We start from the raw sequence: 6,423 nt of genomic DNA, 5'->3' as shown, positions 1-6,423 counted from the left end.
ACCCAACCCGACCGGCCTCCGACAGATTTCGGTGGCCTGCACCCACGGAGAAGAAAATAAGATCAAAAGCGGGTCGCGCGCTGCGCTTGCTCGTGTAGAGCCGAGCCCATGCTCGGCTTCACGGACCGGCCAGAAAGCAGCCGAGCGTGGGCTCGGCTCTACAAAAAGCGGCCTGTCAGGCTGCCTTTGCTTTTGATCTTCTTTTCTCTTCCGTGGGTGGACGTGCACGGAACCTGTCCGTGGCCGGGCAGGTGGGCTGCGCAGGGGCGTGAGCCGCATGGATGCGGCGACCGAGCTTACATGGACGTACTTGCAGCGGCCCCTGTGCAGTCCACCTGCCCGGCCTCACCCATGAACTGCTCTACGTGTCCACCCACGAGGGGCGGCGCCGTTGGCTGGAAACTACAACCCGGTGCCGGCGTCGCCCTCAGGCTCCAGCGCCTTCACCAGTACCGCTGCCTGTGTGCGGCTGTGGCATTCGAGCTTCTTCAGGATCGCAGTGACATGTACCTTCACCGTGTTCTCGGCCAACCCCAGCGTGTAGGCGATCTGCTTGTTGAGCAGGCCATCGGCCAGGCACAGCAGCACGCGGAACTGCTGCGGGGTCAGCTGCGCCAGGCGGCTGGCCAGCAGTGCGTCGGCCTCGGAGCGTTCGGCGGCCATCGCCGGGAACCACAGGCCGCCATCGAGCACCGCCTGCACCGCCTCGCCGATGGTCTCGGCCGGGGCCGACTTCGGGATGAAACCGGCCGCGCCGAACTGCTGGGCACGGCGGATCACCCGCGGATGATCGTTGGACGAGAGGATCACCACCGGGATGTCCGGATGCGAGCCGCGCACGTGCAGCAGCGCGGAGAAACCGTGTGCACCGGGCATGGTCAGGTCGAGCAGCACCAGGTCCACGTCCGGGTGCGCGTCGAGTGCTTCGGCCAATGCCTCGGCGCTGGCGACCTCGCGCACCTGCGCCAGCGGCAGGCTCTGCCGCAATGACTGCACCACCGCCGAACGCAGCAGCGGGTGGTCATCGGCGATCAGGATGGTGTATTCGCTCATGCGGCCATTGTACGGGCAGGCCGGAGCCTCAGCGCCCTGCCGGCTCCACGCTGCTGCGCCAGGCATCGAGGAACTGGCGGCGCTTGAGTGCGTCCAGATACACCAGCAGGCCCGGGCCGAGCTGGATCGGACGGCGGCTGCGGCCGGGCGCATCGTCGCCACGTGCGTTGCCGGTCACGATCGGCATCAGCCGCGCCTCGCGCGACAGGACCTGCTGGCCTCGCGGGGACAGCAGGTAATCGAGGAAGCGTCGCGCTTCTTCCGGGTGTGGGCCGGTGCGCGGGATCACCGCGGTGCGCAGCACCACCAGGGTGTAGTCCTCGGGCTCCACAATCGCCAGCGGCGCACCCGCGTCGATGCGCGCCTGCGCGTAGGAGCCGAGCACGTTGTAGACCAGCGACAGCTGTCCGCTGGCGACCTTGTCCAGCAGAACACCGGTGCGCTCCTCGCGCACCACGTCGTTGTCGCCGAGCGCGCCCAGCAACGCGCCGGCAATGCTGCCGCGCTGCGCATCCTGGGTCGCCAACAGGTAGCCGACGCTGCTGCGCTCAATGTCATAGGTGCCGACCTTGCCGCGCAGGGGCGCCCCCTCCGCGCGCAGCCGGTCCAACAGCTGGCGGCGCGTGTGCGGCACCTTGGCCGAAGGCATCGCGCGGGTGTTGTAGACCATCACCACCGGCTCATAGCTGATGCCGAATGCCTCGTTGCGCCACTGCGCCCAGGCCGGCAGCGCGGCCGTCTGCGCCGAACGGTGTGGCAGCGCGTGACCGTCATTGACCAGTTTGGTCTGCAGGTCCATGCCGCTGGAGATCAGCAGGTCCGGCGATGCCGGTCCGCCGCGGTCGTGCAGGTAACGTGCGTACAGGTCCTGGGTGATGATGTCCTCGTACACCACTTCCGTGCCGGGGTGCAGCCGCTGGTAATCGGCAATCACCACCGCGAACACTTCGATGTCGGTGGTGCCGTGGATGCGCAGCTGCGCAGTGGCCTTTGCCTGGGCCGGGAAGCGGCGTACGTCGCCCGGTGCTGCAAGCACCGGCACGGCCAACAGCAAGGCAACGGCAGCAGCGAACAGGCGGATCATGGACTGCTCCGGGGCAGGCGGATGGTGGCGATCAACCCGCCCTGCGGGCGGTTGCTGAGGTCGATGCGGCCGCCATGGCTGTCGACCACGCGCTTGACGATGGCCAGGCCCAGCCCGGCGCCACCGGACGGCGCGCCTTCGCCACGGGCGAAGCGCTCGAACACGCGCTCGGCATCGGCGGCCGCGATGCCGGCGCCATGGTCGGCGATGGTCAGCACGGCCTGCCCGCCTTCCACGGTCAACGCGATCTGCAACGGGCCGTCGCCGCCGTACTTGAGGGCGTTGTCGACCAGGTTCTTGATCGCCTCGCGCAGCAGCAGCGCATCACCATGCACCTGCACCGGTTCGGCGGTCATCGCCAGTTGTACGCGCGGCGCCGGGCTGGCCTGCGGCAGCGCTTCATGCAGGGCCTGGTGCACCGTCTCGGCCAGGTCCACCGCCGCAAAGCGCTGCAGATGCGAACGATGGATCACACTGGCATCGCTGAGCAGCTGGTTCAACAGCCGGCTCATGTGGGTGGCATTGCGCTCGATCGCCTGCAGGCTGCGCCGCATGTCTTCGGGGTCGTCGTCATCCAGCGCCAGCTGTGCCTGCGCGCGCAGGGCAGCCAACGGCGTACGCATCTGGTGCGCGGCCTCGGCCATGAACGCGCGCAAGGTCTCGTTGCTGCTGGACAGGCGTTCCATGAAGCGGTTCAACGCCGCCACCATCTGGTCCATCTCGCGCGGCACGCGCGCATCCAGCGGTTTCAGATCGGACGGCTCGCGGCGCGACAGCTCGCGTTCCACCCGCACCAATGGCCGGAACGCGCGATGCACGCCAAAGGCCACCAGCGCCAGCAGCAGCCCGGACAGCACGCCGATCGCCAGCAATGCACGGTTGACCATGTCCTGCGCGACCGCTTCTCGCGCTCGCCGGGTCTGGCCCACCTGCACCTGTACTTCGCCCTGCGCCGAGGCGGCGGCGAAACTGCGGCCGACCACCACGAAGCGCACGGTCTCGCCGCTGTACGCCGCATCAAACAGCTGCGGTTGCGTGCCGGGCCGGCGCGGCGGCGCCGGCAGGTCGCCATAGCCGGTGATCAGGTTGCCGCGGCTGTCTGCGACCCGATAGAACACACGGTCTTCCGGGGCCATCGCCAGCAGGTCCAGCGCGGCATAGGGCAGATCGACCTGCCACTGGCCATCGACCAGGGCCACCGAATCGGCAATGGACAACGCCGAGGACACCAGCAGGTGATCGTAGGAACGGTTGGCGGCGCGCTGGCCATAGCCGCGCGCGGCAAACAGCAGGGCCACCGCGAAGACCGCCAGCAACGCGCCGAGGTAGACCAGCAGCGTGCGCCGTAGCGAGCCCGGTGCGGCGTTCGCAGCGCGTGCGTCAGCCATCGGCGTCGCTGCCGCCGTCGCTGGCTTCCAGCAGGTAGCCGACGCCGCGCACTGTGGTGATGCGCAACGGCGCACTGGCCAGTTTTTTTCTCAAGCGACCGACATACAGCTCGATGGCGTTCGGGCCGGCTTCGTCGTCGAAGCCGAACAGGCCATTGCCGATCTCGTCCTTGCCGACCACCTGGCCGAGGCGGCCGACCAGGATCTCCAACAGTCGGTATTCGCGGTTGGGCAGTTCGATCGGTTCGCCGTCGAGGCTCACCCGGTGCGCCGCGTTGTCGAACTGGAAGCCTCCGATCTGCACCACTTCGCTGGCCTGGCCACGTGCACGCCGCAGCAGCACGCGGCAGCGCGCTTCGAACTCGCGGAAATCGAACGGTTTGCCCAGGTAGTCGTCGGCGCCGACATCCAGCGCCTGCACGCGGTCTTCAATGCCATCGCGCGCGGTCAGCATCAGTACCGGTGTGCTGTCGCCGTGCTCGCGCATGCCCGCCAGCACGCGCAGGCCATCGAGCTTGGGCAGGCCGATATCCAGCACCACCAGGTCGAAGCTCTGGTAACGCAGCACGCTGGCCGCCGCCAAGCCATCGGCCTGCCAGTCCACGGCGTGCCCACTGCGGCGCATGCGGCGGATGATCGCATCGGCCAGATCCGGGTTGTCTTCGACCAGCAGCAGGCGCATGGGCACGGGGGTGGGAGGGGAAACGAATGCTACCGCATGCTGTGCAGGGGTGGGATATATGGGGGCCGCTGGCGTGATAAATGCGGGACTATCCCGGACAAAGCGGGACTACCGCTCGCTTACGTCGGCGACTGATTGCGCCTGGTGCAATCAGTCGCCTGCTCGTTCCAAGGCCGCGAGCTCGGCGAGGATCTGATGCTCACGGACCCTCAGCTGGCCAAGTTCGACCAGTAGACCGATCTTGCTGCTGTTCAAAGCCCCGGATTGTCGGCGGCGCTGCATCATCGTGGCGATGACACCCCCACCCTCAGCATCAAGCGTACGAAGTTGCTGGGAGTAGTCATTGATAGCCGTCTTGCTGATCGAGAATCCGAGGTCGGCCAGCCATTTGGAAAGCTCGACAGACTGGGAATACCCGTTCTTCCGCAACCTTTCGTGTGCCTCGGCCAGAATTTCAGGTGGCAACGTGGCCATTTTGGGCGGTCTGGGCATAGCTTCTCTCGGAAGGTGCAATCAAGGGGAGTTGAGGAACAGGTTCATCTGGTTCAGGTTCCGATCCCGAAGGATGGCTCTAGCCAGCAATTTGCGAATGCCCTGTTCGGACATCCTGTACTGCTTCGCCAGGGCAGGGATCGTTGTGCCCGTTCGTTGGGCCTCGAGTATCTCACGCTCGCGAGGGGTGAGCTTAAAGGCTGCATCCTGAGGAAAGTAGATCGTTTGGCCACCCCAGTTCTCGGCCAACATATCGGCCACTACCGCTCCGATATGCTCGGCTGCATCGTCATCGAGGCCGAACTTCCGCGCAGCTTTGGCCGCCGCCTCAGCAGCATTGTCCAACAGCGCGTTACGGCGGGCCTCCATCGACCTCATGCCGAAGGAGCCTCCCGCCGGGCACGGCGATTGGCGTCGATCTGAAGAGCGGCAATCACTTTGGACAGCTGATCCGGGTTGCACCATTCCAGGCGTCCTACCTTGAACATGTGGCGGGCCACCGAATGTGCATATTCCCACTCGCGCCCCGAATCGGCCAGCAGCGCCTCGATCTTGGACAGCTGCGGGGACAGGTCGCCCTTGGGACGACCGGCCCAGCGCTTGGCCGCATACGCTGCCTTGGCGGGGATGCCACCCAGGCGGCGCAACTCATTGGCGATCGCATCGAGCTGCCGGCGATCGCACTTGCCGGCGCTGCGCTGGGCAACGCCATGCTCCCTGGATACACGCTCGACCAGGTCACGGTAGACGTCCTCGCAGAGGCTGAGCTTCTTGGCACCGGCGTGGATCGCGGCCAGTACCCGGTTACGGCCGTCGCCGGCCTTGCGAGCGCGGGTCATGCCTTGCTCCTTGCGGCCTGGGCGGCTCGGAGGGCGATCTGCCACGCCGGAACCTCCAGGCCGGACTGATCCAGAAGCCGCAGCAGGCCGGCTCGGGATCCGGCCACGATGCGGCCGCCAGCCGTCAGGACGTCGGCGATCTGGGACTTCTTGGTAAGGGGAGCCCTTCGTTCAGTAGCCACCGGTCGTCTCCAGCTTCTTCTGACCTTCCTCCAGGCCTTGGTTGAGCTTGGCCTGCCGCCCTGCGTCATAGCCGCTGGCGTAATCGTCGGCTTTGGACCGCCCACCTTTGATTTGCTTGCCGGTGCTGACCTCAACTTCGCCGCAACGAAGGCTCACCGCTGCGTCGATAGACTCACGGCGCCCTTCCGGCAGCTCTGCACGCGGGAACAGTCGGTAGATCGCAGCCACCCAGCCGAGTGCAAACTCTTCTGCGCGGCGCTGGCGATTCGCCAACTTACGAACGCGTGCAACGTGACGGGCCTTGTCGCGCTGCAACTGGCGGCGCAGCACGGTGAAGGCATATGCGGCGATCTGAGGATCGGCACCAGCACCGAAGAAGCGGAGCGTGGTACGGCCCTGCCAGATGAACTGCTCTTCCTTGAAGGACATCCCACGCTGGCGATTGCCGATCACGCGGCACCTATAGCCATCGGCAACCAAGGCGGCCAGGGCAATCAACGACTGGGGCAGATCACCACCACGAAAGCCGGTTGCGGCCTCGGTATCGCCGATTTCACTGGTGGCCGCGTCCGACTCGGTGAGGCCATAGCGGTCCATCAGCGCCCGAGCCTGGCGCAGTGCCGTCGCCGCCTCGGTGGCATTGGATGAGGCCGCCAGGCGGAGACATGCCTGGATCTTCCGCAAAGCTTGATCACGGGTCAT

Annotated in this window: 8 protein-coding genes; all 8 read right to left on the bottom strand. The window is 66.5% G+C overall.

Translation table 11 applies throughout. The features are described 5' to 3' along the window. Window positions 1-402 precede the first annotated feature (402 nt). The 8 genes from N5J73_RS14285 to N5J73_RS14250 all read right to left on the bottom strand — a co-directional run bounded on the left by N5J73_RS14285 (window position 403) and on the right by N5J73_RS14250 (window position 6,423). Complete coding sequence (locus N5J73_RS14285; protein ID WP_049448343.1) at window positions 403-1,053, bottom strand: response regulator transcription factor; 651 nt, start codon at window positions 1,051-1,053, stop codon at window positions 403-405. Window positions 1,054-1,081: 28 nt separating this feature from the next. Then, window positions 1,082-2,137: an ABC transporter substrate-binding protein gene (locus tag N5J73_RS14280; RefSeq protein ID WP_049448326.1), complete on the bottom strand. Its 1,056-nt coding sequence runs from the start codon at window positions 2,135-2,137 to the stop codon at window positions 1,082-1,084. Further along, complete coding sequence (locus N5J73_RS14275) at window positions 2,134-3,525, bottom strand: sensor histidine kinase (protein WP_049448328.1); 1,392 nt, start codon at window positions 3,523-3,525, stop codon at window positions 2,134-2,136. The genes N5J73_RS14280 and N5J73_RS14275 overlap by 4 nt, the downstream gene beginning before the upstream one ends. Then, the gene (locus tag N5J73_RS14270; RefSeq protein ID WP_049448329.1) at window positions 3,518-4,207 is read right to left on the bottom strand and encodes a response regulator transcription factor; all 690 of its coding nucleotides are present in this window, start codon (window positions 4,205-4,207) and stop codon (window positions 3,518-3,520) included. Before N5J73_RS14270 ends, N5J73_RS14275 begins: the two co-directional genes overlap by 8 nt. 150 nt (window positions 4,208-4,357) lie before the next feature. Continuing rightward, on the bottom strand, window positions 4,358-4,681 hold the full coding sequence (locus N5J73_RS14265) for a phage protein Gp27 family protein (RefSeq protein ID WP_057503404.1): 324 nt from the start codon (window positions 4,679-4,681) through the stop codon (window positions 4,358-4,360). Between the two features lie 39 nt (window positions 4,682-4,720). Then, complete coding sequence (locus tag N5J73_RS14260; protein ID WP_057503403.1) at window positions 4,721-5,068, bottom strand: Mor transcription activator family protein; 348 nt, start codon at window positions 5,066-5,068, stop codon at window positions 4,721-4,723. A gap of 5 nt (window positions 5,069-5,073) precedes the next feature. Then, window positions 5,074-5,538 carry a regulatory protein GemA gene (locus N5J73_RS14255; protein WP_057503402.1) on the bottom strand — a complete coding sequence of 155 codons (465 nt, stop codon included), beginning with the start codon at window positions 5,536-5,538 and terminating at the stop codon, window positions 5,074-5,076. A 171-nt stretch (window positions 5,539-5,709) separates the two neighbouring features. Further along, window positions 5,710-6,423: a DUF2786 domain-containing protein gene (locus tag N5J73_RS14250; protein WP_082587862.1), complete on the bottom strand. Its 714-nt coding sequence runs from the start codon at window positions 6,421-6,423 to the stop codon at window positions 5,710-5,712.

The organism is Stenotrophomonas sp. GD03654 (assembly GCF_029845105.1).
Lineage (GTDB): Bacteria > Pseudomonadota > Gammaproteobacteria > Xanthomonadales > Xanthomonadaceae > Stenotrophomonas > Stenotrophomonas africana.
Note: the sequence above shows the minus strand (reverse complement) of the source record. Positions and strands in the feature narration are given on the sequence as shown.